Origin of the sequence: Bradyrhizobium sp. CCBAU 51765 (assembly GCF_015291725.1) — a bacterium.
Classification (GTDB): Bacteria; Pseudomonadota; Alphaproteobacteria; order Rhizobiales; family Xanthobacteraceae; genus Bradyrhizobium; species Bradyrhizobium liaoningense.
The window spans coordinates 1,187,216-1,213,683 of sequence record NZ_CP030038.1; the positions used below are offsets into that span (position 1 = coordinate 1,187,216).

Genomic DNA, 26,468 nt, shown 5'->3' on the forward strand with positions numbered 1-26,468 from the left:
GTCCGGAATCGCAACCATTCTGCCAAGCGAAAAGATGTGATGGACGCTGGAACATGTCTTAACCCTGCGGGCATCGTGGCGGGGAGCAGTCGGTCCGGCTCGATTGATTCGGAGCCCGTTCCGGTTCACAAGAGCCGGCAGCGCAGCCGGCCCAAGGTAAAGATTTTCACCCCAAATTTACCCTCTGTCGGGCTTAGTGACCTCTGCTGATATCCTCTGGGGATTCGACGTTTCCTGCCATGGCAAAAATCCTGCTCGCCGAAGACGACAACGACATGCGCCGTTTCCTGGTCAAGGCGCTTGAAAACGCCGGTTTCCAGGTCTCGTCCCATGACAACGGCATGGCCGCCTATCAGCGGTTGCGGGAAGAGCCGTTCGAGATGCTGCTGACCGACATCGTGATGCCGGAGATGGACGGCATCGAGCTCGCCCGCCGCGCTTCGGAACTCGATCCCGACATCAAGATCATGTTCATCACCGGCTTTGCCGCGGTCGCCCTGAACTCGGATTCGGACGCCCCCAAGAACGCCAAGGTGCTGTCCAAGCCCGTGCACCTGCGCGAATTGGTCAGCGAAGTGAACAAGATGCTGGCGGCCTAAATCGGCGCCGTTCCGTCCTTGCGCCGGGTCCCCTGAGCCGTTATAGGGACCCCACCGATGAAATGACCTCTAGGGCACGTAGCTCAGCGGGAGAGCACTACCTTGACATGGTAGGGGTCACAGGTTCGATCCCTGTCGTGCCCACCATCTTCTTCAATGATTTAGGCGCCCCGCGCTTGAGGCTTGAAGGAGTGGTTTCCACGAGATTTCCATTTCGGCGCGGGTCGCCCCATCCAGATTGGGCTGGTGCCCAAATGCGGGCGTTACTCCGAAGGTGACGCAGAAGGCCGCTTGCTCTTCTCGATCGTCGCTTCGGCCGCAGCACACTTCCCTGTCTCGGCATCGAGCGCGCTCGTATCGACTGGAAACAGCGTGCGTGAACAGTGTCCGCGCGTAGCGCTTCTTTCGTCAACAGCACGTTTCGAAGCCAGAACTTTCCGCGGGGCGGTCGGCGTTTCCGGCCCAACGGAGGAAGTTCGCGGCTCTCAAATTCCGCCCGTCTTGTGGTCCATTGCCGTCGCAACACTTGCTCCTGCGCCAATGATCGCCGGGCGGTGGAACTCGCGGGCGCGGCGGCCGTTGCTTGGCCGCGGCAGCAGTAGCGAGGAGAACGCGTGAACCGACGCCAGCTTGTTCAAGGGTCGGCAGTGCTGCCGGCGTTGCTCCTCGCATCGCGAAGCGGTTTCGCCGCCGCTCGCGCGTCGGAGGACGCATTCGGGTCGTCCACGGTGAGGGACCTTGCCCGTATTCTGGCGGGAAAGCCGTACGAGGCGCCGGACGAGAAGCTGCCGAGTGGATTGCGCGATCTCGACTACGATCAGTATCGTTCGATCCGCTATTTGCCCGAGCGCGCGCTCTGGCGCGGCAAGAATCTTCCCTTCGAAGCGCAGTTCTTCCATCGCGGCTTCTTCTACAAGAACAGAGTGAACATCTTCGAGGTCGCGGACGGAAAGGCAACCGAACTCAAGTACCGCAAGGCGGACTTTTCGTTCGGCGAAAAGGTTCCGGCGTTCGAGGACGTGGATCTTGGGTTCGCAGGCTTCCGCATACACGCGCCCATGAACCGCGCCGACTATTACGACGAAGTCTGCGTCTTCCTGGGCGCGAGCTACTTCCGCGCCGTGGCCAAGGGACAGACGTACGGGCTTTCCGCCCGGGGACTTTCGATCGATACGGGCGAAGCCAAGGGCGAGGAATTTCCGCTCTTCAAGGCCTTCTGGCTGGAGCGGCCGGCGCCGGGTGCGACCTCGTTGGTGATCCATGCTCTGCTCGACAGCAAAAGCTGCGCAGCGAGCTATCGATTCACGGTGCGGCCAGGGGACACGACGGTCTTCGACGTCGAAATGTCGGTCTATCCGCGTGTCGAAATGCAGCGGGCCGGACTCGCGCCGATGACCAGCATGTTCTTCTACGGTCCGAACGACCGCAATGACATCGACGATTTCCGCCCCTCGGTCCACGATTCCGACGGTCTTGCGGTCTTCAACGGGAAGGGCGAAAGCCTCTGGCGGCCGCTCAGCAATCCCCGCGATCTCCAGATCAGCACCTTCCAGGATCTCAATCCGCGCGGGTTCGGCTTGATGCAGCGGGAGAGAAACTTCTCCGCCTACCAGGACATCGAATCCAGCTTCGAAAAACGCCCAAGTCTCTGGATGGAGCCGATCGGCGATTGGGGCGAGGGCGGGGTCATGCTGTTCGAGATTCCGACCAAGGAGGAAGTCCACGACAACATCGCGGCATTCTGGCGGCCTAAAAACCCGCTGCAGGCCAAGGGCGAACACAACTACACCTATCGGCTGCACTGGGGGCCGGATAGCCCGAAGCCGCATTCGCTCGCCAGATTCACGCGAAGCGGGATAGGGGCGAGAGGCGAGGACGCGCGCCTCTTCGTGCTCGATCTGCTCGGCGACAACCTGAAGGGAATTGATCCTGCGGGCGTCAAAGGCGTGGTGACGGCGGAGAAATCCGAGATCAAGAATATCGTCACGCAACCCAATCCCTACACCGGCGGTTGGCGGCTCAGCTTCCAGTGCCAGGTGAAGGGCGAGCCGATCGAGCTGCGGGCGTTTCTGGCCGAGGGCGACAAGCCCTTGTCGGAAGTCTGGGTCTACCGATGGGCCCCTTGAGCACGGCACCCCGGCCGGTTGCCGGCGAAATCGCGAGCCAACGCCTGCTGCCGCACGAGTCCCCGCTCCCGATGGCGCCTGGCGACCTCGGAAGGAACCGGGTATCGGACCGTGTTCCTGCGCCGGTCGCCCCCACGATGGTTTGGCGGCGCGGCCTCATCCTGCTCTCGACGGCGGCGCTCACGGGGGCGGGCGGCTATGAGATGTATCGCGTGCTGCAGGTCGGCGGCGTCACCATCCTAGAAGGCATGGTGCTGGCGCTCTTTCTGGTCCTGCTTGCCTGGGTCGCGTTTTCGTTCGCCTCCGCCGTGGCAGGCTTTGTTGTGTTGCTGAACCATCGTCCGGACGAGGTTGCCTTGGCCTCCGGCGCGGAACTGCCAGCCATCGCAAGCCGCACCGCCATGCTGCTTCCCACCTACAACGAAGACCCGCACCGATTGACGGCGCGGCTCCGTGCGATGATCGAATCCCTGGAGACGACCTCGCACGGAAAGCTGTTCGACTGGTTCGTTCTGAGCGACAGCACCGATCCGGACATCTGGGTCGCCGAAGAAAAAGCGCTCCTCGCGCTGCGACAGGCCGTCGGAACACGGCTGTACTATCGCCACCGAGCCGAGAATACGGAGCGGAAGGCCGGGAACATCTCCGAGTGGATCAGGCGGTTCGGCGGCGTCTACGACTTCATGATCGTGCTCGACGCCGACAGCCTCATGAGCGGCCAGACCGTTGTCCGATTGGTCCATGCCATCGAGACCAATCCGAGCGCCGGACTCGTCCAGACGCTCCCCATGGTCGTCAACGCGCGAAGTCTGTTCAGCCGCGTCCAGCAATTCGCGGGCCGCCTGTACGGGCCGATGATCGCCGCCGGCGTTGCCTGGTGGCACGGCTCCGAAGGCAACTACTGGGGCCACAACGCGATCATCCGGGTGAGGGCATTTGCCGAAGCGGCGGCGTTGCCGCAGCTGCGCGGGCGCAAGCCCTTCGGCGGACATATCCTCAGCCACGATTTCGTCGAAGCCGCGCTGATGCGGCGAGCCGGGTGGGGCATCTACATGCTGCCGATGCTCGACGGAAGCTACGAAGAGGTGCCGCCCTCGCTGCTTGACTTCGCCGCGCGCGACCGACGCTGGTGTCAGGGCAATCTTCAGCATCTCGCTGTCGTGCCCGCGCGGGGCCTCCATTGGGTGTCGCGCCTGCATTTCATGGTGGGAATCGGAGCGTATCTGACGGCGCCGCTGTGGCTGCTGTTCCTGCTGCTGGGAATGCTGATCTCGTTGCAGGCCCGCTTCGCGCGTCCGGAGTATTTTCCGAAGGGCTTCTCCCTGTTTCCGACGTGGCCGGCCCAGGATCCCGTGCTCGCCATCTGGGTGTTCGTCGCCACCATGGCGCTGCTGCTGTTGCCCAAGCTGCTCAGCCTGGTCCTGCTTTGGATGCGGCGCCCGGTGCGACGCCAATTCGGCGGCGCATTGCGTGCCTCGGCCGGAGTTTTCGCAGAGATCGTCGTATCCGCGTTGATGGCGCCCGTGATGATGATCTTTCAGTCAATCGCGGTGGTCGAAATTCTGGCCGGCCGCGATGCGGGCTGGCAGACGCAAAGGCGGGACGACGGCACAGTGGAGCGCCGCGAGCTCTATCGGAAATACGGTGTCCCGACCTTGTGCGGCGTTGCGATGGCGGCAAGCGCGTACGCGGTTTCGCTGCCCCTTCTGCTCTGGATGTCGCCGGTCGTCGTTGGGTTGCTGTTCGCCGTTCCCATAGGCGCGCTGACTGCCAGGCCCGCGTCCGGCAAATTGTTCGTCACGCCCGAAGAAGGAGCGCCGCCTTCGGTGCTGCGTCGAGCGAACCAATTGAGTGAGTCGGCGGATATAGGGATCAGACCCGCGTTGCTGGAATTGCGCGAAGACGCCAGGCTTTTAGCCTTCCACGTCGCGCAGCTGCCATTTCCACGCGCCGTCCGGCCCGACACAATCGATGCGAACCTGGCGGTCGGCCGTGCCAAGGTCGATGCGAGCGATACTTTCGAGGAGGCCGTCGCCCATCTGTCCTCCCGGGAGGTTTTTTCGATCTTGAACGACGGTTCGCTGTTGCCGGCGGTGTTGCAGAAACAATGAACACGCGCCGGGCGTTGGCGACCTGGCCTTGGCGCCGACTTCGCAGCACGAAGGGATGATGACCGGTGGCATCGGCAGGTGCCAACGCACGACCTGTGCGCGGTTGAGTCATGAGCTCGCAAAGGCAGGGCAGACGTCCGGCGGCCTCGCTCCTCCGGCACCATTGCGCCGCTGGGGTCAATGCGTTGATCTCGATCAAGGTGGTGGCGACGAAACGGGGCAATCTTAACGTGAAGATGCAAATGGGGAGATTGACAGTGCGTGCCTGTCTCTTTGCGTCGGCTCTCGTGATCGCTGTTCTGGGATCGTCCACGGCGCACGCGGGTTGCTGGCCGAGCGAGAACTTTCCGCTCGTCTGTTGGCTCGATACGAAGGGCGAGGGGTGTTCGGAGCATCATGCGCTGACCAGCGCCAAGGCAGTGATGTACCCGCATCCGAACCAATCCATCTATGAGTTCGAAACCACCCATTGGTGGACTGGGCCTCCCATAACGGCCTGCCCGCCGAGCAAGACGATCAAGTTTACCGGCATTTGGGACCGCGAGACGGGCAAGGCGGAGGAAAAGGCGTCCACCGGCTGGTCGTCGTGGTCGCGCTACGTCTATTGCAGCAACAACCCATGGACCGGACAAGGCCCGCCAACGGTGCCGATCTGCTCGGGGCCGGCCAACGACCCAAATGTGGGGCAGCCGGTGACCTCGGCGATGCTTTCGCAAAGCCAGAGATTGAATCTGCTTCAGGTCCAGGAGCCGCTACACACGAGGTGCCTGCAGGTCGAACCCGACCCGATGGGTTCGGAATGGCTTACGGGAAACTCGCTGGTCCGGGTCGTCGTTTCGCACCATGAATTCCAGAAAATCGAGTGGCACTATTTCTTCCAGGAGTTCTATTCGTTCGACGGCTGGAAGGAAGTCCCCGCGCCGAAGTCGAAGGTCCCCTTGATCTCGACGAAGAAATACACCGAGCGCCGTATCGCGACCACGACGGGACGGTTCTGGCTCAACAAGCAGGGACGCTGGAAGATCGTCGCGGTCCCGAAGCCGACCTCGCCCGCCGCCCAGCTCGTCGCAACGACGGTCACCAACGAATGCCCGGGCGCGCGATTCAATATCCAATGAAGGCAGATCGATTGAAGGACCCCCTCCCGAGGTACGCGTCATAAGATCGACAGCAATGACGAACACGCCAAGGAGCGTCTGCCGATCAAGGCCTATCCCACCAGATATTTCTTCACCGCCGCCTCATCCCATTCGATGCCATTCCCGGGCTCACTGCCCGGCAGCGCGAAGCCGTCCTTGATCTGCAACCGCGTCGCGAGCACCGCGTCGGCCCAGTCGACATATTCCAGCCAGTGCGCGGTCGGCGTCACGCAGAGCAGATGCGCGCTCACTTCCGAGAACAGGTGCGTCGACATCTCGATGCCGGCGGCGTGCGCCAGCGCGGCGGCGCGGAGCCAGCCGGTCACGCCGCCGATGCGCTGCACGTCGGGCATCACGTAGTCGCAGGCTTCCGCCGAGAGCGCCGCCTGCATCGAGAAGGCGCTGTCGAAATTCTCGCCGATCTGGACCGGGGTATGCAGCGCGTCGGCAATGCGGGCGCAGCCGGCATAATCGTCGTGGCGGATCGGCTCCTCGATCCAGGTGAGGCCCTCGTCGTCGAGCATCTCGCCGCGGCGGATCGCCTCCGTCACCGTCAGCGCCTGATTGTAGTCGCACATCAGCGTGATCTCGTCGCCGACCGCCTTGCGCACCGCGCGCACGACGGCGAGGTCCTCCCGCGCATCGGGCCGGCCGACGCGGATCTTCGCCGCCCGAAAGCCCTCGGCCAGCAGCTTGTGGGCTTCCTCGACCGCGGCGCCGGCCGGCATGATGCCGAGCCCCTTCGAATTGTAGGCCTGGACCGGTTTCGGCGCGCCGCCGAGCAGGCGGGCCAGCGGCAGGCCGCGTGCGCGGGCCAGCGCGTCCCAGGCCGCCATGTCGATGCCGGATTGGGCCAGCCGTTGCAGACCGGCGAGGCCTAGCAGCGTGAAGCGCCGGGCCAGCTTGCGCTCGATCTCGACCGGCAGCAGCTCGTCGCCGGCGAGCAGGTCTGACATTTCCGTGACCATCGCCGTCAGCGGCTTCAAGGCCGAGGACGTGATCGAGAACAGATAGGCATGGCCCACCGCGCCCTGGTCAGTCTCGCAGTCGATCAGCACCAGCGGTGCTTTGGCGACCGCCCCGGTCGAGGTCTGGAGCGGCAGGTTCATCGGCACGATCACGGGGCGCGCGTGGAAGCGCTTGATGCGAATGGTCTCGGTCATGGGCTTCTCCCGGCGGGGCGGATGCAGACGCGGCCGATCTTAAACATCCGTGATGAAACGAAAAGGCGCTTGGCCCGACCACCATAAAATGGGGTTGCGCGGGCCCGCAATTGTTGGCTCTGTGCTGCCGCATTCTTTGCCGCAAATCCCGACGGGTTTGCGACAAAATCGCACACAGCGGAGCCACAGAGTGAAACAAGAGATCGCCGAAGATCAGCGCAAGAGCGGCATTCTCACGGGCGCCGTGATCGCCTTCCTGCTCCTCGCCCTGCCGCTCGCGGTGTGGCTGGACCTGACCGAGCTGAGCAAGACGGCGCTGCGCCGGCAGGCCATCGATCTCAACTCGGTGATCACGAGCGTGCGCAGCTACTACGCGACCAACGTGGTCGGGCGGGTGCTGGCCAATCCCAACGGCACGACGCGGGTGGTGCACAATTACGAATCCATCCCCGGCGCGATCCCGATTCCGGCAACGCTGTCGCTCGAGCTCGGCCGGGTGATCGGCGCGCAGCAGGAGAACATCACCTACCGCTTCGTCTCCGACTTCCCGTTCCAGAACCGTGCCCCGCACCAGCTCGACAAGTTCGAGAAGGACGCGCTCGATGCGCTGCGGAAGGACCCCGAGCAGAAGATCGTGGAGACCGAGACCTCGCTGTTCAACGACAAGGTCCGCCTGGTCGCCCCCGTCACCATGGGGCCGGCCTGCGTGAGCTGCCACAACAGCCACCCCGAAAGCCCGAAGAAGGACTGGAAGGTGGGGGATGTCCGCGGCATCCAGGAGGTGATCATCGCCCAGCCGATCGCCGCCAACATCTTCTCGTTCAAGTTCCTGCTGGCCTATTTCGTCATCGCCGCCGGCAGCGGCCTGTCGTTCCTGTCGCTGCAGCGCCGCCAGGCGCGCCGCATCAAGGGCATGAACAAGGAGCTCGAATCCGCCAACGACTTCCTCGCCTCGCTCTCGATGAAGATCTCGCGCTACATCCCGCCCCAGGTCTACAAGAGCATCTTCTCCGGCCAGAAGGACGTCACCATCCACACCGAGCGCAAGAAGCTCACCATCTTCTTCTCCGACATCCAGAATTTCACCGCGACCGCCGAGCGGCTGCAGCCGGAGCAGCTGACGCAGCTCCTCAACGAATATTTCACGGAAATGTCGGCGATCGCCCACGAATATGGCGGCACCATCGACAAGTTCATCGGCGACGCCATGCTGATCTTCTTCGGCGATCCCGAGACCAGGGGCGACCGCGCCGATGCACAGGCCTGCCTGCAGATGGCCTGGCGCATGCAGCAGCGCCTCGCCGAGCTCAATGCGAAATGGCGCGCCTCCGGCATCGAGCAGCCGTTCCGCTCCCGCATGGGCATCAATTCCGGCTATTGCAATGTCGGCAATTTCGGCAGCGCGGACCGCATGGACTACACCATCATCGGTGCGGAGGCGAACCTCGCTGCGCGCCTGCAATCGATCGCCGAGCCCGGCGGCATCGTGCTGAGCTACGAGACCTTCGCGCTCGTCAGCGACATCGTCCGCGCCCATGCGCTGCCGGCGATCACCATGAAGGGCATCAGCCGGGAGGTCATTCCCTATTCGGTGGATGCGCTAAGCGACACTGCTGCTGAGAATAGCGGTATCATCACCGAGCGCGCCCCGGGCCTCGAACTCTATCTCGACCCCGCCGTGGTGAAGTCAGGCGATGCCGCACGCGTGCGCTCGCTGCTCGAAAACGCGCTGGCCTCGCTCAAGCCGGCGTGAGGGGGCAAGTTCGTTTTGTGCCCGGCTGTGGCCAGGAGAAAGGTGCATCGCCTCTCTCGCTTGCGGGAGAGGTCGGCGCGAAGCGCCGGGTGAGGGTTCTGTCCTCTTGGGGATCCTCGATTGCGGAGACACCCTCTCCCCAACCCTCCCCGGCAAGCGGGGGAGGGAGCGCACATCCTTCGCCGATAGTCCAGCGCCGACCTCTCCAACAAGCGCGTAGCGCGCTGCGCGCTAGGTTCACCTTGCCGCGCCTTCCGTGAAGGCCGTCTCGATCACCTCGCCGAACGGCTGCCAGGAACGGCCGTCGAACTGGACCAGCCGCATCTGCCTGATCGGCAGGTAGTTGCCGGGCGAAGTATTCATCCGGATGTCCGGCAGCGCCACGGACGGATGATAGTCCCTGAGCGAAGCTGCCTGACGCATGATGTTCTCGCGCGAGAAGTCGTCGCCGCATTGCTTCAGCACCTGCGTCAGTGCCTCGGCCGCGGCGTAGCCATAGAGTGCGGCGCTGTTGTTGTTGCTTTCGACCTGATGGTACTTGTCCATGAAGGCGAACCAGTTCTTCATGGCGGGATCGTCCTTCCAGGCGGGATCGCTCGGATCCTTCAGAAAAGCCGCCGAGATCACGCCGGCCGAGTTCTCGAGGCCCGCGGGTGCCATCGCATTGGCGATCGAGGCGGAGGCATCGTTGACGATGAAGACCGGATGCCAGTTGAAGGACGCCGCCAGCTTGATCACCTTGGACGCCGTCGACGGCACGCCGAGAAAGACGAAGATGTCGGCGCCCGCGCGCTTGAGGATCGAGACGTGCCCGTCGAGATGCTCATCGGCAATGTCGAAGGCGATGTCGACGAGGACGTGACGGTTGAGATCGCCAAGGCCTTCCTGGATGCCCTTGTAGAGCATGCGCCCGAACTGGTCGTTCTGCCAGAGCACGACGATCTTCTTCCTGGGGTAGTAGGCCTGGATGTAGTTGGCGTAGATGCGCCCTTCGGACCTGAACGACGGCTGCCAACCCATGGTCCAGGGAAATGCCTTGGCCTGGCTCAGCTCCTCGTCGCCGGAGGCGACGAAGAGCTGCGGGATCTTCTTCTCGTTCAGGTACCAGCGCGTGGCGAGATTGCCGGGTGTGCCGAACGAGCCGAACATCAGGTGCACATCCTCGGTCTCGACCAGATTGCGCGTCAGCTCCAGCGCAGTCGCCGGATCGGAATTGTCGTCGCGCGTGATGAAGCGGATCTTGCGGCCGTTGATCCCGCCACGCGCGTTGATCATGTTGAAATAGGCGGCCTCCGCCTGGCCGATGGCGCCGAACTCCGAGAGCGGTCCCGAATACGGCATGACATTGCCGATGCGGATTTCCTCGTTGCTTGCCGGTTGCTCGGCACGTTGCTGGGACATCGCGCCGAGCGAGGCGAGGGCGGCGATCAACACGAGCAGCATCTTGCCGATGACGTGCATGTTCGATGCCTTGTGGTTGGCCCCACACCAAGGCCGCTCCGTCTAGGTCAAGCGTTTGTCAATCGTGTGGCTTGCCGGCCCACTTCAAAGTAGCGGGGGGGGGGGGACGGCCTCGACCTAAAGGGGCAGACGTGCTGACGCTCCGTTACAGCTGTGTGCCCTCAAGCCTTCGCTACGGCAGCCCGCGCGCCTCGAGCTGACGCACCAGCAGCAGCGTCGGCTCGGCGAGGCTCTCGCCGGAGCCGTCGAGGCCGAAGGCGCTCGCGATACCTTCGCGGCTCCGCAGCAGCGTGCTGCGCGGGCAGTGGCCGGCGCCGCAGAGCGTCTTCTTCAGGGTTTCGCCCTGCGCCACGAGGCCGGAGGAATCGTCCACGGCCCAGGCAAGAACGATCGGCACATCGACATTGAGGATGCCGGGGAACACCGATCGGCTGTCGTACTGGGTGGGGTCGGTGCCGAGATAGGCCTTCTCGCTGTCGCTCGCCTCCTTGCCCACGCGGTAGATCCCGGACACCAGCACGACGCCGGCGACGTCGGCGCCGTCGGTCTGCAACTCGGGATGGGCCAGCAGGGTGGCGACATGGAAGGCGCCGGCGCCGTAGCCGACGGCGACGATCTCGCGGCGATCGCCGTTGAACAGGTCGATATTGCCGTGCACCCAGGACAGCGCCGCCGCCACGTCGGACGCGCCGGCCGGCCAGGTCGCCGCGGGCGCCAGGCGATAGTTGACGCGGACCCCGATCATCTCGTTGCGCGCGGCAAAGCACATGGCCTGGTCCTGGATCTGGCGCGACAGCTCCGGCGCCGCGCGGTCGCCGGTAAAGGTGTCGCCCGCCACGAACAGCAGCACAGGCCGCGGCGTGTCCGCCTTGGTCGCGCTGGTCGCGACGTCGAGCACGTTGGCCTCGCTCTCGCCATAGCGCAGACCGCGCGAGAATGTGACCTGCTCGCACAGCCTAGCGGTGCCGCCGGCGGTGGTGTCGTTGTCGGTGAGGCCCGCCTGGACGAGCCCGGTGGGCGGCGAGAGCCGCGCCGGCAAAACTCCGTGCGCGGAGGCCGCGGTCATGGTCAAGAGCAGGAAAAATGCCAGGTAATTCTTCATGGTGATGCCGGCCTCGCGGACCGATATTGGCTTGCCGATTTGGCCTGTCTTTTCAATTCGCCTCATTAGTTGGCTGTTGTTGAGGCGAATTCACGGCACCTTCGCCCGGCAGGCGGCCGACGCGGCGCGGGCCTCAGTCTGGCGAGCAGCCGCGGATTGGCCCGCAAGTTCGCGGGCCGCGCGACGATTGCGCGGCGCGGCCACTTTATCCCGGCCCGTCAAGCCGTTGTCCGGCGCCACCCAGCCCCGCACCGGAAATGGCGTCCTACTGTGCATGGGGTTGTTTTCGCATTTTTGTTGGCCGGCCTGTCAGGCCCGCTTCATCGTCCGGAAGGTGATGGAATAGCGGCGCGCCTCGACCGGCGGAATGCTGTGCTCCCATTGCGACCGCGCCTCGCCGTCCATCATGTAGAGCGAGCGCGGCAGAGCCTCGAGCGTGTGGCGTTCCCATCCGTCCCCATTGCGGCGGCGGAAGCGGAATTTGCAGGGCGAGCCGAGCGACAGGCCCAGGACCTTGTCGAAGTGCGGCTTGTCGCGGTGCCAGCCGATGCCGACGCCGACTTCATATTCGGTGCACAGCACCTGCCGGACGCTGCCCTCCGGCAGTTGCGCCCATGCCTCGACCTGCCGCGCGACGGGCAGCAGCCAGTCCGGGATCGGCTCCGCCGCGGCCAGACGTTGCAACGAATAGTCATAGCGATAGCCGAACGAGGCCACCCGGCGGTTGCCCTCGAAGGCGCCGAACTGGAAGCGCTGGAGCGGCAATGCTGCGATGCGGTCGATCAAGCCCTGCTCGACCGCGGCATCGATGAAGTCGTCGGTATGGCGAAGCCCCGCAGGGCCCGCTTCCGGTTCGGCGAACAAACCAAGCTGCGTCATGCCTCGCATTTCCGTGATGGAACCTAATGGCGGCTGATGCGACTTATCTATGACGCGGGAAGAAACGTGCGAGGCTGTCATGGCAGAGAAGCATACCGCCGATCCGGTCGAGCTCATGCGGGCGACCGGTCATCCTGAGCTTGAATATGCCGCGGGCTGGACCATCGCTGGTCTCGTCACCATCGGCACCATCGTCGCCGCCTGGGTGTTCGCGATCTAGGCCACAGGGAATTGGAGCTCGAAGGCGACGCCGCCGTCGGTCGGCTTGAGCCTGATCGAGCCGCCATGGCTCGCCATCACCGCCCGCGCGATCGCCAGCCCCATTCCGGTACCGCCCTGGTCGCGGCGGGTGGTGAAGAACGCATCGAAAATCCGGTCGCGGTTGGGCGCCGAGATCAACTCGCCGTCGTTGCTCACGGTCAGCCGCAGGGTCGTGCGCTCGTCGGCGGCCTCCAACCTGATGATCCTCGCCTTGTGCCGCACCGCGTTGTCGGCGAGATGCGACAGCACGATCAGCGCCTTCTCGCCGGACATGCCGATCGCCCGGTCGAGGCTGCCGATGGCTTCGATCGAGCTTACCGGAAACCTGTTCCGGAGGTCGGCGATCACGGGCGCGAGCTCCGTGCGCTCGTTCTGCGGCAGGCTTTCGGCGCGGGCGAGCTCGCGCAGCCGTTGCGCCATCGCCTCCAGCCGCTGAGTGTCGGACAGGATGTTGGCGATGAATGTCGTCTGCTCGGCCGGCGTCAGGCCCCCGGCCTTGCCCTGAAGTGAATCCTGCAACAGCTCGGCCGCGCCCTTGATCGAGGTCAGCGGCGATTTCAGCTCGTGGGTGAGATGGGCCGAGAAAGTTGCGATGTAGTCCGAACGCCGCGCCAGCTGCTCGGCCATGCCGAGGAAGCTGTGCGAGAGCTGGGCGAACTCCCGTGTGCCGTAGTGCCGGAGCGGCCGGAACGCCTCGCGGTCACCGCGGCCGATTCTGGCGGCACGATCGATCAGCTCGCGCATCGGCAGCGTGATGGTGCGCGAGAATACGAGCCCGATCGCGATCGTGCCGAGGAGCACGGCCAGCCCCGCCAGCACGAACTTGGCCCGCTCCTGGTAGAGGTGGTCGAAGATGTTGCTCGGCGTCCGCGTGGCGTAGATCACCCCCGCGACGCGATTGTCGACGATGACCGGCATCGCCGAGAATACGTGCACGCCGAGGCCGCGGCTGAAGGAATAGATCGGCGGCGGCGGCTTGTCCGGCACGCGGTTGCGCAAGGTGGCGCGGTATTGCCCGTGCAGCGCGTCCGCGACCTCCTCGATATGCGCGAGGGATTGCCCGACCTCCTGGCGTCCGGCGATCACCACGCCTTGCGGATCGAGGATGCGAAAGCCCGCCAGCGTCACCTTCTGCGTCTCGCGAATGATCGGCGTCAGTTTCGCGCCGATCTCGACATAGGCGGGCTGCGCCGGCCGGGATGCAGCCTGGGCATCCGGCCGCCGCCGCAGCAGATCGTTCGCGGTGAGGTCGAGCCCGGGGCGGATCGGCGTGACCTGGTCACCGGGATCGGGCAGCACGCCCGGTGGCACCTCGGCGCCCAGCGTGAGGCCGCTGTCGAGCCTTGCTGCAACCTCCTGTGCATAGATCGTCGCCAGCACCCGGCTCTGCGCGATCAGCTCGGCCTGGGTCTGTCGGATGAGCTGGTTGTCGTAGAGGCGAAAGAAGAACAGGCCGACCAGCGGCAGGATGGCGACGGTGGCCAGCACGGTGAAGATGACCAGCCCCAGCGACGGCCGCCATTTGTCTGGCGCCGCGCTCATGCCTCTTTCTCGCAGCGGCCGAGCTTGAAGCCGACGCCGTGGATGGTCTCGATGACGTTGTCGCAAGCCAGCGCCGCCAGCTTGGCGCGGATATTGCGGATGTGGCTGTCGATGGTGCGGTCGGAGACCTGGATGTTGAGCTGATAGGCGGCCCGCATCAGCTGCTCGCGATTGAACACCGAGGTCGGCCGCGTCAGGAAAGCGCGCAGGATACCGAACTCGATCGCGGTCAGTTTCAGGGGTGTCCCTGCAAATGAAGCGACGTGCTGTTCGGGATCGATCAGGAGACTGCCCTGCGACAGCGCGGTGGGAACCGCCTTGGCCTCGCCATTGCGCGGGCTGAGGCGACGCAGGATGACGTTGACCCGCGCCACCAGCTCGCGCGGGCTGAACGGCTTGGTCACGTAGTCGTCGCCGCCGATCTCGAGGCCGAGGATGCGGTCGATCTCCTCGTCGCGGGCCGACAGGAACAGGATCGGCACGTCGGACGACTTGCGCACCTCGCGGCAGACGTCGAGGCCGTCGAACTCGGGCATGCCGATGTCGAGCACGATCAGATCGGGCCTGTCGGCGGCAAAGCGGCTGAGCGCCTCCTTGCCGTCGCGCGCCTCGATCACGTCCATGCCGGCCTTCTTCAGGGCGACGCGGATGACCTCGCGGATGTGGCCCTCGTCGTCGACGATGAGAATGCGATGCGCCAAGAAAATCTCCGCTGTCTCGTCAGCCCGCCAACCGGCTGCCGGACCTGGTTTCCGCCTGGGCGTCCAGCCTGCGCTGGAGCCGCCAGCTTCGGAAGCTCCAACTCCGCCAGGCCAGGTCCTGGCGCTGCTGTTCTACAAGGCGGTCGCGGCGCGACACAAGGCAGCCCTCGCTGGCGCCGGGCCGCAGCGCGATCGCCCTGTCGATGGCGGGCAGCGCTTGCGGCCCGAGCGTCAGGAGATAGTTGATGTCGATCTGCACGCCTTGGCCCGACGCTTCCCGGCTGTGGGTGACATTGTAGTCGGCAATGAAGGCGTCGAAGTTCACCAGCGAGCAGCCGTACAGCACGATCGTCAACGCGATCAGGTTGGCGCCGATCAGCCATTGGTTGGACCGGTTGAGGGCGATGCGGGTCACGATCAGGACCAGTCCGAGCGCGACCAGCCCCATCCAGATGAAGGCCGCAATGCGCCAGTAAGTCAGCATGTAGATGTCGACATAGAGATCGAGGCGGAGGATGGACGAGGCGACCAGAAGCACGTTCTGCCCGACCCAGAGATAGACCAGTGGCCGGATCACCTTCGATTTCTCGCCCGGTCCGCCCGGTCGCATCGCGATCAGGACGAAGGCGGCAGCGAGCAGCGCGGTGGCGATCAGCGGGTAGGCACCGCGATGGGCGTAGGACGCATAGGTTACATTGTCGGGCAACGCGACGTGGCCCCAGAGATAGATGCCGTCGAGAATCGACTGTGCCGCGAACAGCAGATTGAACAGGATCAGCGAGCGCAGGATGGTGGAGGGGCCCAGAAACTCCGGCGACACGAAGGGCGGCAGCGGCGGCGGCTCCGCGGCGTCGGTCTGGGCGGCGGCGGAGATCTTCCTGCGCCGCCAGCGTACATGGATGAACGGCCAGACCAGCGCCAGCATCAGGATCCAGAACAGCACGCGCGGAACGCTGACATATTCGAGGATGACTTTCGGATTGAGCAGGGAGACCCATTGCTCGATCACGGGATTGGCCGCGGCGAACAGCGCCACGAACACGGTGCTCAGCACCACCGGCATCAGCCAGAGCGCGATGCCGCGGGTGAACGCCGACATGTTGAAGACCTGAAGCGCGTCGGGGAAGAATCTGAAGGGACCGAACAGGACAAGGTTTCGCAGCGCGCGGGCGCGGTCCGCGAGGCTGGTCGTCTCCGGATTGGTTGCGAGCAGCAAGGCGATGGCCAGCGACGCGACGAGGATCAGCAACGAAAGCGTGTTGAGCTCCTCGACGGCCGGCGCGAGACCGAGTGCAACGACCGCGCCGCCGGTCACTGTGCGGCGAAAGTCCAGCGCCGCACGGTTGGCAAGCAGCGAGGCGCAGGCAATCGCGACTGCCAGGATCACCAGCGACAGTCCGATCCGCCGGCCGTAGAGCAGAAAGTCGGCAAGTGCGGCGAGCAGCAGTGCCATTGCGAGCTTGGCCGACAGTGCCGAAGGCCTGATCGGTGGAATGTCCGTCGTCGAGGTCGAAGCCAGGCTCGTCATGTCCAGAAGATTCTCCGTGATGGGTACATCACGAATTCTGAACGGCGCTTGTGCAGAAGCCGGGATCATCGTCAGCACGGTTTCAGGAGTCTTTTGCAGTTTTCGTGCAGACCCGAGATTGTCTCTCGCGCAGCGTCAAACGCTTTGATAGGTGCGAAGCATTCGCTCCAATCGCGTGTGCTGCATCATGCAATTCCTCAATCGCCTCTGTCTCGTCCTGCTCTGGCTGGCCGCGCCGCTCGCCGCATTCGCGGCAGTGAACAAGAATGACCCCTATCTGCTCGTGCTACGCGGCGCCGGAAACATCGCGCTTGTCGTCGCAAGCATCCTGGTCGTCATCGTCCTGCTGCGTCGCGGGCATTGGCGCAGCATTGCGGGCATGCTCCTCGTCTTGCTCTGGTGCCTGCCGCCGGTTCTGATGTCGGCGGCGCATGTCAGGTTCGAGCTGCGCAAGCACGCCGTTCTCAGTGCGAGCGCCGCCGAGGCGCGCCAGCTCGGGCCTCACTTCATGGTCGGCTATTCCTCTTTTCCCGAGATCGCGCGTCTCGCCGAGCAGGGATTGATCGGCGGCGTCTACGTCACCCGGCACAACATCCGGGGACGCACGATCGAGGCGCTGCGGGCCGAGATCGCGGCGCTTCAGGACAAGCGGCGCGCCGCAGGCCTTCCGCCGCTGGTCGTCGCGGCCGATCAGGAGGGCGGCATCGTCGGGCATCTCGCGCCGCCGCTGACCAAGGTGCCGGCACTGGCGACGCTCACCGGGCTCGCGCCCGGCGACCAGCAGGCCAGGGCCGACGAGTTCGGCCGCATCCACGGCCGAGAGCTTGCAGATCTCGGCGTCAACCTCAATCTCGCGCCGGTGCTCGACCTGAAGCCGCCGGTTCGCCGCAATCGCCTCGATTTTCACACCTTGATCGGCCAGCGCGCGATCGCGGCCGATCCCGCGGTCGTCGGCACGATCGCGAGCGCCTATGTCCGGGGGCTGGAAGAGTCGGGCGTCGATGCCACGCTCAAGCATTTCCCCGGCATCGGGCGCGTGCGCGATGACACGCATCATTTCAGCGCCAGTCTCGATACGCCGGTGAAGGAATTGGAGGCAACCGACTGGCTGCCGTTCCGCGAGGTGCTGTCGCACTCGCGGAGCGCTCTGATGGTCGGCCATGTCACGCTCACCGCTGTCGATCCCGACCGCGCCGCATCGCATTCGAAGCGTGTGGTCGAGGGCATCATTCGTGGGAAGTGGGGTTACCAGGGCGTGGTGATGACGGACGATCTCGTCATGGGCGCAATCTACCAGAACGACGTCTGCAGGGCCGTAGTGGAGGCGATCAACGCCGGCGTCGACATGCTGCTGGTCGCCTATGACGGCGCGCAATTCTCTCGGGTCTTTTCCTGTGCTCTGGATGCATCGCGGCAGGGCAGGCTCGACGCGGCGATGCTGCGCGCGAGCGCGGTGCGGTTGGAACTGCGCTCGCCGGCCGCACAGGCCGGAGCGGTCTCACCCGATGGACGCACACTTGGGATAGTCATCCCTGCTGCCCCGCGCGCGCCGGCGCGGGGCAGTTGAACTCGGGCGTCTGCGCGTTGCGTAGCGCGGTCTATTCGGCCTGCTCCAGCGCGGCGGGCATCTTCGCCACCGACATCAGCGACCGCGCCACCTGATTGAGCAGGAGATCGGCGTTCTCCTCTTCCGCGAGCGACTTCGACAGCAGCGCGACGATGGCGCTGTGCCGGAGCTGCTGCGCAAGGTTGCGCGCGGTGGTGTAGCCGGACATCTCGTAATGTTCGACGCGTTGGGCCGCCGAGATCAGCGCGAGGTCGGCGGCTGCGTCCTCCTTCTCTTCGCCTTCCTTCATGACTTCCTGGCCTTCCTCGATCAGGCCCATCATCCCCTTGCAGGGCTTGGCCCGCGCATTCTCGCCGAGCAGCTCGAAGCATTCGTTGATGCGCTCGACCTGGTTCTCCGTTTCGGCCAGATGCTGCTCGAACAGTTCACGCAGCTGGTCGAAGCGCGCGGCCTGGGCCATCTTTGGAAGCGCCTTGGTGAGCTGCTTCTCGGCATGGAGGATGTCGCGCAGCTCGTGAAGCAGAAGGTCGGTCAGGCCCGCCTCGTCCACGGGCGGCGAGCTCTCCGTGACGATCGACGGTGCTGCGCCTGGATCAGAAGACTGAAGCGCAGGCGATTCCGTGAAAACCCAGTCCTCGCCTTCGTTCCAGGGACCGCGGGTGTCGATCTCGCCGTGATCACCGCTGCCGGTGGAGTCGTTGAAATACTGGTTCACGAGGCCGGGCGTCGGCGCGATCCTGCCGATGCTGAAGGCCGGCTTCGACAGGCTTTCGAGTGCCCGTGCGAACGCCTTCATATGGGTAATCTCTCGCGTCATCAGGAACTGCAGCGCGTCCTTGCTGCCGGCGTCGTCGCAGAAATTGATCAGTCGTTCGTAGACGATCTTTGCCCGTGCTTCGGCGGCGATGTTGCTGCGGAGATCGACGTCGAGCTCGCCGGTGATCTTGAGATAGTCGGCGGTCCAGGGATTTCCTTGCGAATTGAACAGATTGACGCCGCCGCCGCCGGCAATCGCAATCAGCGGATCGGCTTCGGCCGCCTGTCGGTCGTTCTTCGAAGGCGCGAGGTGCATCCGGGCAAGGCAACCGACGACCTCGAGATGGCTGAGCTCTTCGGTGCCGATGTCCATCAGCAGGTCCTTGCGGTCGGGATCCTCGCAGTTCAGCCCCTGAATCGAGTATTGCATCGCCGCCGCAAGTTCGCCGTTGGCGCCGCCGAACTGCTCGAGGAGCATATTGCCGAAGCGCGGATCGGGTTCGTCGACGCGCACGGTGAACATCAGCTTCTTGACGTGGTGATACATGGGACGGCTCGCGCTGTGAGGGAAACTACGGCGACAACGGGCCCTTGGAATGTTCGTTCCTAGCCATCTCAAAATTCGGATTTCGTTCCAGATTGGTCTGGCGGGCCGGCTTGAGCCCGTCCCGGCATTAGAGTAGCGACGGAGCAATGGGCCTCCGCCGCTCCCCCGCGCCTGTGGACCAGCTCGCATGCGGTCGAGGGGCCGGCGGTCTCATCACGCATTGTGCTTCGAATGCAGGTGCGTTATGGCTCTCGCGCTTTTCAGAGGCGGAGACGAGCTTTGTCGAAACAATCCCTGCGCGAGGAGGCCGAGCGCCTGATCCGCGAATCGATGGAAAAGAAGACCATCGTCGTCAAGCAGGGCACGACCCGCATCGAGGCGGTCTGCGGCAAATGCGGCGCCCCGAACCGGGTCCAGGCGGAAAAGGGCCAGGCCCGCGTCAAGTTCGCCTGCAAGCAGTGTGGGCACAAGCAAGAGACGTTGTAACCCATTCGCAGCTGCACCCTCGCCCCTTGTGGGAGAGGGTGGCTTCGCGGAGCGAAGCCGGGTGAGGGGGTCTCTTCGCGAGTCCTCTCTCAGTCGTATTCGTGGCGACAACCCCTCTTCGTGGCGACACCCCCTCATCCGGCACTTCGCGCCACCTTCTCCCACAAGGGGGGAAGGAAGAAGAATCACTCTCCCTCCACGAACTTCTTGAACGCATCGGCATAGTCCGGGTGCCAGCGCGACAATGGCGGGCGGTTCTCGACGATGTCGCCCATAGCCCAGAGCATGCGTTTCTCGTCGAGGGCCCGGGGCACGTCATTGTCCGGGCAGAGGATGTAGAAATCGCCGGCCTCCAGCCGCGCCAGCATGAAATCGACCGTCTCATCCGGCGTCCAGGCGCCGGCCGGCTTCTCGGTGCGTCCCTTCGCGGTCAGGCCGGTGAAGACGAAGCCCGGGATCAACAGATGCGCCGCGATGTGGCAGCCCTTCGTGTTGCGCAGCTCGTGTTGGAGCGCCTCGGTGAATGCCTTCACGCCGGCTTTCGAGACATTGTAGGCGGGGTCGCCCGGCGGTGTGGTGATGCCCTGCTTGGAACCGGTGTTGATGATCAGGCCCGGTTTGCCGCGCGCGATCATGCCGGGCGCGAAGATGCGCGAGCCGTTGATGATGCCCCACATGTTGACGCCGATGATGCGCTGCCAATGGTCGGGCTCGCCGAACAGCGTGCTGCCCGGCTGGATGCCGGCATTGTTCATGAGGATGTCGGTGCCGCCAAACCGCTCGCGCACCGCGCGTTCCAGTTCCGTCACGCTCTCGAGCTTGCTGACATCGGCGGCGGAGGTCATCACGTTTGCGGCAGCCGTGACGGATGACAGTTTTGTTGCAGTCTCCGCCAGCAGCGCCTCGTCGACATCCGCGATACACACCTTCATCCCAGCGCGGGCGAAGGCGGTGGCGGCTGCAAATCCGATGCCGGATGCGCCGCCCGTGATCACGGCAACATTGTCTTTGACGATGGCGGGATGTGGCATTGGATCGTCTCCGTGGAGAGGGCCTCGGTCGAGCTATAACATGGCGGCAGTCCAACCCTGCACAAGTCGGCATGGGAGGTCTTCGTTCGGCGCTGCCTTTACGCCTAACCAGCCCGGCTGTATCCTTGATCGAACGATCCCGCCCAGATCGAACCAATCAATCACCTGACAGGGAGTGCAGCCATGGCTGTGTCGCAGGCTATTCCGATCACGCGCCATCCGTTTGCAAATGGATCTTACAAGCCGATGCTGATCGACGGGAAGTGGGTTGATGCAGCCTCAGGCAAGCGCTTCGAGACCCGCAATCCCGCCACCGGCGAGCTGCTCGCGACCGTCGCCGAAGGCGACAAGGAAGACATCGATCGTGCGGTTGCGGCCGCTCGCCGCGCCTTCGAAGGCCCCTGGAGCAAGGTCAAGCCGTTCGAGCGGCAGAACTTGCTCCTGAAGCTCGCCGACCTCGTCGAGAAGAATTTCGACGAATTGTCGCAGCTCGACACGCTCGACATGGGCGCGCCGCTCAGCCGAACCCGCGCCTATCGCCTGCGCGCCGTCGGCATGCTGCGCTACTACGCCGGCCAGACCACGGCGATCCACGGCGAGACCATCGAGAACTCGCTGCCCGGCGAGATCTTCTCCTACACGCTGAAGGAGCCGATCGGCGTCGTCGGCGCCATCATTCCCTGGAACGGGCCGCTGACCGCGACGATCTGGAAGATCGGTCCTGCGATCGCGACCGGCTGCACCGTGGTGCTCAAGCCCGCCGAGGAGGCGCCGCTGACCTCGCTGCGCATCGCCGAGCTGGCGATGGAAGCGGGCGTGCCGCCAGGGGTCATCAACGTCGTGCCCGGCTATGGCGAGACTGCGGGCGCCGCGCTCGCCTCGCACCATGACGTCGACAAGGTCGCCTTCACCGGCTCGCATGTCACGGGCCAGTCGATCATCCGTGCCTCCGCCGGCAACCTCAAGCGCGTCTCGCTCGAGCTCGGCGGCAAGTCGCCGGACATCGTGTTCGCGGATGCCGATCTCGACGCAGCCGTGCCGGGCGCGGCGATGGCGGTGTTCGCCAATTCGGGGCAGATCTGCAGTGCCGGTACGCGGCTCTTCGTCGAGCAGTCGATCTATGACGAATTCGTCGGCCGCGTCGCCGAGTTCGGCAAGAAGCTGCAGGTCGGCAACGGCCTCGATCCGAACGTGCAGATCGGACCGCTGGTCTCCGAGCAGCAGCTCGAGCGTGTCACCGGCTATCTCGACATCGGCCAGAAGGAAGGCGCGAAGGCGCTCGCCGGGGGCGGACGCGTCACCGAAGGCGCGCTGTCGAAGGGCTTCTTCGTCTCGCCGACGGTGTTCGCGGGCGTTGAGGACAACATGCGCATCGCGCAGGAGGAAATTTTTGGTCCCGTCATCTCCGCGATCGCGTTCAAGGACATGGACGAGCTGGTCAAGCGCGCCAATGCCACCACGTTCGGACTTGGCTCCGGCCTGTGGACGCGCGATGTCAGCAAGGCCCATGCGGTGGCGAAGCGCCTGCGCGCCGGCTCGGTGTGGGTCAACTGCTACCAGGCGATGGACCCGGCCGTGCCGTTCGGGGGCTACAAGATGAGCGGCTACGGCCGCGAGTCCGGCAAGCAGCATGTCGAGGAATATCTCAACGTGAAGGCGGTCTGGATCAAGACGGCGTAAGGCCTGTCCCTCGTCGCGTTCCGCGAGGGGGAATATCTGCTTCTTGTGGGGCGGCGACTTTCCGGTGGCCGCCCCGCGCTATATGATCAGCATCCTTCCAAAGAAAATCGGGGCCAGCATGAAATTTCCGGCGTTGTTCAAACCGTTGCAGGTCGGTCCGTACAAGCTTGCGCATCGCGTCGCGATGGCGCCGCTCACGCGCATGCGGGCCGAGCGCGAGAGTTTTGCGCCGCGGCCGCTCAATGCCGAATATTACGGCCAGCGCGCAACGCAAGGCGGCCTGATCGTCGCCGAGGCCTCGCCGGTGCTCTCGCACGGACGCGGCAATCCGACGACCCCCGGCATCTATTCGGAGGCGCAAATCGCGGGCTGGCGCAAGGTGACGGATGCCGTGCACGCCAAGGGCGGCATCATCTTCCTCCAGCTCTGGCATGTCGGCCGCGTCTCGCATTCCTCCTTCCACGGCGGTGCGCTGCCGGTTTCGGCCTCGGCAATTCCGATCAAGGCCGAAGGCATGAAGGCGATGACGGCCGACGGCAAGATCGCCGACTACGAGACGCCACGCGCGCTGGAGACCGAGGAGGTCAAGGGCATCGTCGAGGCGTTCCGGCAGGGCGCGAAGAACGCGCTTGCCGCCGGCTTCGACGGCGTCGAGATCCACGGTGCCAACGGCTATCTGCTCGAGCAGTTCCTGCAGTCGCGCAGCAACCAGCGCACCGATCAATATGGCGGCTCGATCGAGAACCGCGCCCGGCTGTTGCTCGAAGTGACGCAGGCCGCGACCGACGTCTGGGGTGCCAATCGCGTCGCCGTACGGCTGTCGCCCTACGGCATCGCCAATGATTCCGGCGAGCCCGATCCGATGCCGCTCTACACCCATGTGGTGAAGGCGCTCGACAAGCTCGGCCTCGCCTATCTGCACTTCATCGAGCCGCGATCGAGCGGCTCGGGTCGTGCCGAGGTCAACTGGCAGAACGTACCGTCGGCGATGGTGTTGTTCCGTCCGCTCTACAGCGGCGTGCTGATGACGGCTGGCGGCTTCACCGGCGAGACCGCGAACGCGGCGATCGCCGACGGCCATGCCGACATCATCGCGTTCGGCCGCATCTTCATCTCCAATCCCGATCTGCCGCGCCGTCTGGAGCACGACTATCCGATCACGCCGTACAACCGGGCGACGTTCTATAGCGGCGAGGAGAAGGGATATACGGACTATCCTGTCTATGACGAACTGACGCCAGCCTGATCTGTCATTCCGGGCCGCGACGAGGTCGCGAACCCGGAAACCATCGGGCCACATCGCCTAGACGCGGGATGGATTCTCTGATGCGCAATTGCGCATCAAAGCTCGATGCTTCGCATCGCCCCGGAATGACGACATTGATTTGTTGCGCGACCGCCACCACAAATTCCGTCATTGCGAGCGCAGCGAAGCAATCCAGTATCTCTCCACTGAGGCACTCTGGATTACTTCGCTGCGCTCGCAATGACGACGGAGAGAACCCCATGGCCAAAGTCGCAGCCGCAGCAGGTATAGCCACCGGCCAGTGTCTCTGCGGCAGGATCGCCTTCGAGATCGACGTTCCCGCACGCTGGGCCTGGCACGATCACTCGGCCGCCAGCCGCCGCGCCCATGGCGCGGCTTACGCGACCTATGTCGGAAGCTGGAAGAAGCGCTTTCGCATCACATCCGGCAAGACATCGCTCACGCGTTATGAGGACAAGGCCACGAAGACCACGCGCAGCTTCTGCTCGCATTGCGGGACTCCGATCGCCTATGAGCGTCCGCGCGGTCCGCACATGGTCAACATCCCCCGCGCGCTGTTCAAGGAGCGCACCGGCCGCCAGCCACTCTATCACATCGCTATCGAGGAGCTGCAGGAATGGGCCTATACCGGCGAGCCGCTTGTGCCGCTGAAGGGTTTTCCGGGCGTGGTGTGGCAGCGCTCGAAAAAGAAGAAGCGGGCGAGAGGCGAGGATCCGTTCGAGCTCGGCCGGGAGGAGATGTAAGGGACCGCTTGCATTGTCCTCGTGCCCCGGATGCGGCGCGGCACGAAGTGACGCACCGCTGAACCGGGGCCCATGCATCAGCGGGTTCGGCGCGAATTGGGTCCCGGCTTTGCGCCGCACCGCCGTAAGCGCGTTCACGCGCGTCTTCGACACGCTATGGCGCCGCGTCGCGTCTGGGACACGAGACCGTCCCGCGCAACGCAGCCATGACCGCGCTTCCTTGCATGCCTCCCAAGACTTCGGCCATCATGCCTTCAGTCCTTGCGGCAATGCCCGCTCCTGGAGGAAACATGAAGAACAAGATCACCGGCCGCTCCGCCTTTCTCGCGCTGCTCAAGGACGAAGGCATCACGCATCTCTTCGGCAATCCCGGCACCACCGAGCTGCCGATCATGCACGCGCTGAAGGATCATCCTGATCTCACCTATGTAATGGCGATGCAGGAAAGCCTCGTGGTCGCGATTGCCGATGGCTACAGCCGCGCCTCGGGCAAGCTGGTCGCCTGCAACGTGCACGTCGCGCCCGGTCTCGGCAACGCGATGGGCTCGCTCTACAACGCCCAGTTCACGGGAACGCCGATGATCCTCACGGCCGGCCAGCAGGAGCAGGGCCACGGCCTGATGGAGCCGGTGCTCTATGGTCCGCTGGTGCGCATGGCCGAGCCGCTGGTGAAATGGGCGGTCGAGGTGACGCGGCTGGAGGACCTGCCGCGCATTGTCCGCCGCGCCGCCAAGGTGGCGACGACGCCGCCGACCGGACCGGTGTTCATCTCGCTGCCCGGCGACATCCTCAACAGCGAGGCCGGGATCGATCTCGGCCGGTCCACCCGCATCGATGCGCGGACAAGGCCGTCGGATGAAGCGTTGAAGGCCTTTGCTGCCCGTCTGCTCGAGGCCGAACGCCCGGTGATCGTCACCATGGACGAGGTGGTCAAAAGCGACGCGCTGAAGGAAGCGGCGGAACTCGCAGAGCTGCTGGGTGCGGCGGCCTATCAATCCTCGACGCCCTATGGCGCGCATTTCCTTTCCGAAAGCCCGAGTTTCGCCGGCACGCTCGCGCGCGTGCAGAAGGTCGCGCGCGACACGCTGGCGCCTTACGATCTCCTGATTGCGCTCGGTGGTGATCCCCTGCGGATGTCGGTCTTTAGCGAGGTCGATGCGCTGCCGGATGGTCTTGGCATCGTGCAGATCGGCCTCGTGGACTGGGAGATCGCCAAGAATTATGGAGTCGAGATCGCGCTCAAGGCGGATTTGAAGGAAACGCTACGTGCGCTGATCCCTGTGCTGAAGGAGATGGGTGGCGAGGCATTGGCGCAACGCGCCAGGCGGCGCCTTGCCGAACTCGCGCCGAAGAACTGGACCGCGCGCCGCGCCGAGCTGGTCGAGCAGATCGGCAAGAGCGCTGGCCGCGCGCCGATCGATCCGGACTTCCTGGTGCTGCAGATGGTCGAGGCGATGCCTGACAATGCCATCCTCGTCGACGAAGGCCTCACCTCCAGCCGCCAGATCACGGCGCTGCGCCCGCACCGCGATCGCTACGGCTATCATGGCCTTGCCTCCGGCGGCATCGGCTGGGGCCTGCCGGCGTCGGTCGGCGCCAGCATCGCCAATCCGGACCGGCCCGTGGTCTGCTTCTCGGGCGACGGCAGCGCGATGTACTCGATCCAGTCGCTATGGACCGCGGCGCACCACAAGCTGCCGCTCAATGTCATCATCGTCAACAATGGCGGCTACCGTATCATCAAGCAGCGCCTGCTCGCCTTTCATGGCGACGACAATTACGTCGGCATGGACTTCGTCGACCCGCCGGTCGATTTCGTCGGCATCGCCAAGGCACTCGGCTGCGAGGCGATCAAGGTGAGCGACCCCCGCGAACTGAAGGCGACGCTGGCATCGGCCTTCAGTCGGCCGGGCACGAAACTGATCGAGGTCATGGTGGACGGGAAAGTGTAGGGCGGGCTCTGTCCGCCGTCATTGCGAGGAGCGCTTGCGACGAAGCAATCCAGGCTGTGTCCGCGGAGGGATTC

The 26,468-nt window shown here is 64.6% G+C and carries 21 protein-coding genes and 1 tRNA gene; 13 read left to right on the plus strand and 9 right to left on the minus strand.

The genetic code is table 11. The annotated features are described in order from the left end of the window. The first annotated feature begins 239 nt into the window (after positions 1-239). The 5 genes from cpdR (at position 240) to XH96_RS05555 (ending at position 5,954) form a co-directional block, all read left to right on the plus strand. On the plus strand, positions 240-599 hold the full coding sequence (gene cpdR, locus XH96_RS05535) for a cell cycle two-component system response regulator CpdR (RefSeq protein ID WP_028179810.1): 360 nt from the start codon (positions 240-242) through the stop codon (positions 597-599). 72 nt (positions 600-671) lie between these two features. Continuing rightward, positions 672-746, plus strand: a tRNA-Val gene (locus XH96_RS05540). 512 nt (positions 747-1,258) lie between these two features. After that, positions 1,259-2,725, plus strand: coding sequence for a glucan biosynthesis protein G (locus XH96_RS05545; RefSeq protein WP_371740155.1), 1,467 nt, complete (start codon positions 1,259-1,261; stop codon positions 2,723-2,725). Continuing rightward, positions 2,713-4,836, plus strand: coding sequence for a glucans biosynthesis glucosyltransferase MdoH (gene mdoH, locus XH96_RS05550; RefSeq protein ID WP_194391400.1), 2,124 nt, complete (start codon positions 2,713-2,715; stop codon positions 4,834-4,836). The genes XH96_RS05545 and mdoH overlap by 13 nt, the downstream gene beginning before the upstream one ends. A 185-nt stretch (positions 4,837-5,021) precedes the next feature. Beyond that, positions 5,022-5,954 (plus strand): hypothetical protein, encoded by a 933-nt coding sequence (locus XH96_RS05555; protein ID WP_246789965.1) that lies wholly within the window; start codon positions 5,022-5,024, stop codon positions 5,952-5,954. 92 nt (positions 5,955-6,046) lie between these two features. Here the strand turns inward: XH96_RS05555 and XH96_RS05560 are convergent, their stop codons facing one another. Continuing rightward, positions 6,047-7,138: an enolase C-terminal domain-like protein gene (locus XH96_RS05560; RefSeq protein WP_194391401.1), complete on the minus strand. Its 1,092-nt coding sequence runs from the start codon at positions 7,136-7,138 to the stop codon at positions 6,047-6,049. A gap of 190 nt (positions 7,139-7,328) precedes the next feature. On the opposite strand from XH96_RS05560, the gene XH96_RS05565 reads away from it, so the two are divergent. Beyond that, entirely contained in the window at positions 7,329-8,891 is a 1,563-nt protein-coding gene (locus XH96_RS05565; RefSeq protein WP_194391402.1) for an adenylate/guanylate cyclase domain-containing protein, read from the plus strand. Between the two features lie 237 nt (positions 8,892-9,128). Here the strand turns inward: XH96_RS05565 and XH96_RS05570 are convergent, their stop codons facing one another. The 3 genes from XH96_RS05570 to XH96_RS05580 all read right to left on the minus strand — a co-directional run bounded on the left by XH96_RS05570 (position 9,129) and on the right by XH96_RS05580 (position 12,333). Next, positions 9,129-10,352 carry an ABC transporter substrate-binding protein gene (locus XH96_RS05570; protein WP_194391403.1) on the minus strand — a complete coding sequence of 408 codons (1,224 nt, stop codon included), beginning with the start codon at positions 10,350-10,352 and terminating at the stop codon, positions 9,129-9,131. A 172-nt stretch (positions 10,353-10,524) separates the two neighbouring features. Beyond that, complete coding sequence (locus XH96_RS05575; RefSeq protein ID WP_194391404.1) at positions 10,525-11,454, minus strand: alpha/beta hydrolase; 930 nt, start codon at positions 11,452-11,454, stop codon at positions 10,525-10,527. A gap of 309 nt (positions 11,455-11,763) precedes the next feature. After that, on the minus strand, positions 11,764-12,333 hold the full coding sequence (locus XH96_RS05580; RefSeq protein ID WP_194391405.1) for an alpha-ketoglutarate-dependent dioxygenase AlkB: 570 nt from the start codon (positions 12,331-12,333) through the stop codon (positions 11,764-11,766). A 79-nt stretch (positions 12,334-12,412) separates the two neighbouring features. Here XH96_RS05580 and XH96_RS05585 point away from each other — a divergent pair, with 79 nt between their 5' ends. Further along, a complete protein-coding gene (locus tag XH96_RS05585) occupies positions 12,413-12,553 on the plus strand; it encodes a hypothetical protein (protein WP_194391406.1) in 141 nt (46 codons plus the stop codon). Here XH96_RS05585 and XH96_RS05590 read toward each other — a convergent pair. Genes XH96_RS05590 through XH96_RS05600 form a run of 3 tightly spaced genes read right to left on the minus strand, consistent with a single transcriptional unit; the run spans position 12,550 to position 16,365 of the window. Further along, entirely contained in the window at positions 12,550-14,136 is a 1,587-nt protein-coding gene (locus tag XH96_RS05590) for an ATP-binding protein (protein WP_194391407.1), read from the minus strand. The genes XH96_RS05585 and XH96_RS05590 overlap by 4 nt on opposite strands. Continuing rightward, positions 14,133-14,837, minus strand: coding sequence for a response regulator transcription factor (locus tag XH96_RS05595; protein WP_194391408.1), 705 nt, complete (start codon positions 14,835-14,837; stop codon positions 14,133-14,135). Before XH96_RS05595 ends, XH96_RS05590 begins: the two co-directional genes overlap by 4 nt. 19 nt (positions 14,838-14,856) lie before the next feature. Next, positions 14,857-16,365: a DUF4173 domain-containing protein gene (locus tag XH96_RS05600; protein ID WP_194391409.1), complete on the minus strand. Its 1,509-nt coding sequence runs from the start codon at positions 16,363-16,365 to the stop codon at positions 14,857-14,859. A 187-nt stretch (positions 16,366-16,552) separates the two neighbouring features. Between XH96_RS05600 and XH96_RS05605 the strand changes: the two genes are divergently transcribed. Next, on the plus strand, positions 16,553-17,932 hold the full coding sequence (locus XH96_RS05605) for a glycoside hydrolase family 3 protein (RefSeq protein WP_194391410.1): 1,380 nt from the start codon (positions 16,553-16,555) through the stop codon (positions 17,930-17,932). A gap of 31 nt (positions 17,933-17,963) precedes the next feature. Here the strand turns inward: XH96_RS05605 and XH96_RS05610 are convergent, their stop codons facing one another. Beyond that, positions 17,964-19,235 (minus strand): DUF892 family protein, encoded by a 1,272-nt coding sequence (locus XH96_RS05610; protein ID WP_194391411.1) that lies wholly within the window; start codon positions 19,233-19,235, stop codon positions 17,964-17,966. 279 nt (positions 19,236-19,514) lie between these two features. On the opposite strand from XH96_RS05610, the gene XH96_RS05615 reads away from it, so the two are divergent. Beyond that, positions 19,515-19,721, plus strand: a complete 207-nt coding sequence (locus XH96_RS05615) for a hypothetical protein (RefSeq protein ID WP_061879056.1) — start codon at positions 19,515-19,517, stop codon at positions 19,719-19,721. 185 nt (positions 19,722-19,906) lie between these two features. Here the strand turns inward: XH96_RS05615 and XH96_RS05620 are convergent, their stop codons facing one another. Continuing rightward, complete coding sequence (locus XH96_RS05620) at positions 19,907-20,752, minus strand: SDR family oxidoreductase (protein WP_194391412.1); 846 nt, start codon at positions 20,750-20,752, stop codon at positions 19,907-19,909. A 183-nt stretch (positions 20,753-20,935) separates the two neighbouring features. Here XH96_RS05620 and XH96_RS05625 point away from each other — a divergent pair, with 183 nt between their 5' ends. The 4 genes from XH96_RS05625 (at position 20,936) to XH96_RS05640 (ending at position 26,394) form a co-directional block, all read left to right on the plus strand. Further along, positions 20,936-22,432 (plus strand): aldehyde dehydrogenase family protein, encoded by a 1,497-nt coding sequence (locus XH96_RS05625; protein ID WP_194391413.1) that lies wholly within the window; start codon positions 20,936-20,938, stop codon positions 22,430-22,432. Positions 22,433-22,550: 118 nt separating this feature from the next. Continuing rightward, positions 22,551-23,678, plus strand: a complete 1,128-nt coding sequence (locus XH96_RS05630) for an alkene reductase (protein ID WP_194391414.1) — start codon at positions 22,551-22,553, stop codon at positions 23,676-23,678. Positions 23,679-23,938: 260 nt separating this feature from the next. After that, positions 23,939-24,442, plus strand: a complete 504-nt coding sequence (locus tag XH96_RS05635) for a GFA family protein (RefSeq protein ID WP_194391415.1) — start codon at positions 23,939-23,941, stop codon at positions 24,440-24,442. 290 nt (positions 24,443-24,732) lie between these two features. Further along, complete coding sequence (locus XH96_RS05640; RefSeq protein ID WP_194391416.1) at positions 24,733-26,394, plus strand: thiamine pyrophosphate-binding protein; 1,662 nt, start codon at positions 24,733-24,735, stop codon at positions 26,392-26,394. Positions 26,395-26,468 lie beyond the last annotated feature (74 nt).